This is a genomic window from Neisseria sp. P0021.S006, assembly GCF_051956895.1.
On record NZ_JBQCWZ010000442.1, the window covers coordinates 1 to 1,105 of the forward strand.

2 protein-coding genes are annotated in these 1,105 nt (G+C 52.4%); both read right to left on the bottom strand.

The genetic code is table 11. The features are described 5' to 3' along the window. Positions 1-739, bottom strand: a 739-nt coding sequence (locus tag ACTHUM_RS14845) for an SIS domain-containing protein (protein ID WP_440403269.1), incomplete at its 3' end; no start/stop codon positions are given. A 77-nt stretch (positions 740-816) separates the two neighbouring features. Next, on the bottom strand, positions 817-1,105 hold a 289-nt coding region (locus tag ACTHUM_RS14850; protein ID WP_440403270.1), incomplete at its 5' end, for a glucokinase.

The window sequence follows — 1,105 nt, forward strand, 5'->3', positions numbered from 1 at the left end:
TAGATGTGTAATAAGAGACAGGGCGGGACACCATAGGCGTATAAAGCTCGGCATTTTCCTGAGTGGCAATGCTCAATACACAGTCGGCCATTTGAGCCAACGGCGAATCATTGCGGGTCAGCGCGATAACGGCTGCGCCGTTTTCTTTGGCGATACTGGCCGCGTCCAACAATTCGATAGATGAGCCGGTATTAGAAATCGCCACCAACACATCCTGCTCGGTCAACACGGAAGCTGCCATCAACTGGGTATGCGTATCGACATAGGCAACGGTGGACATACCGAAGCGGAAGAATTTGTGTTGCGCATCTTGGGCAACGATGCCGGAGTTGCCGACTCCATAAAACTCAACGCGTCGCGCGTGCATCAGAATGGCAATCGCGTTTTCCAGCTCGGATTCTTTCAGAAAGCGGCGCTCGCCCAAGAGGGAGGCTGCGGCGTTGCCCAACACTTTTTCGACCACGCTGCCCATGTTGTCATCGGCGTTTAATTCTTCATGAACGTAAGGCATACCTTCATGACCGATACTGGCAGACAAAGCGAGTTTGAACTCAGGCAAGCCTTTGTAACCCAAGCTGCGGCAGAAACGGATTACAGTCGGCTGACTGACGGATGCACGCTCGGCGATTTCGGCCACAGCGGCATGAACGAACCATTTCGGCTCGGCCAACGCAGATTCGGCAACTTTGCGTTCTGCGCCGGAGAGATTGGACAATGATTCGCTGATTTTGCTTAACATATACTCTACCCTTTGATTTTTTGACGTTCAGGACAAGGGTTTTTTCCACCCCCTGCCCTGCACCGCCGTTTGTGTGTTTAAACGTTATTTAAATGATTGTCTAATGCGACCGCCGCGCCGACGATGCCCGGAAACTCGCTCAATACGACATACACGGGAATAGCGGCAAGATAAGCCTCAAAGCGGCCTTTATTTTCAAAGCGGCTGCGGAACGGGGACGTTTTAAAGTAATCCAACACGCGCGGGATAATGCCGCCGCACAAATACACGCCGCCGCGCGCACCCAATGACAAAGCCAAATTGGAAGCAACCGTACCCAGCATGGCGCAGAAAATATCCAAAGTCTGACGGCAAATCGGCGATGTT